Below are 254 nucleotides of genomic sequence, written 5' to 3'. Positions count from 1 at the left end.
AGCCGACCCTGCGCGGTATCGCCGAGAGCACTGGCGGCGAATACTTCCGCGCGCGATCCAGCGCCGAGCTGGAAAGCATTTCCGCGACCCTCGACCGCCTCGAACCGGTCGCCCAGCAGACTACCCGGGCGCGCCCGGCCCTGGCGCTGTACAGTTGGCCGCTGGCCGCCGCCCTCGGCCTGAGTGTGCTGCTGGTGGCGCTGGAGCTCTGGCCACGGGAAAACCGGACCTGGCCGCGCCGCCGTTCCGGGAGG

General features: G+C 72.4%; 1 pseudogene. It reads left to right on the top strand.

Going from position 1 to position 254, the window contains the following annotated elements:
* Positions 1-254: pseudogene (locus ACLJNW_RS26750) on the top strand (hypothetical protein); the annotation flags it as partial.

Source organism: Salmonella sp. SAL4457, assembly GCF_046548235.1.
Classification (GTDB): Bacteria; Pseudomonadota; Gammaproteobacteria; order Enterobacterales; family Enterobacteriaceae; genus Salmonella; species Salmonella enterica.
The sequence above is the reverse complement of the archived record's forward strand: the minus strand, read 5'-3'. Positions and strand labels throughout refer to the sequence as shown.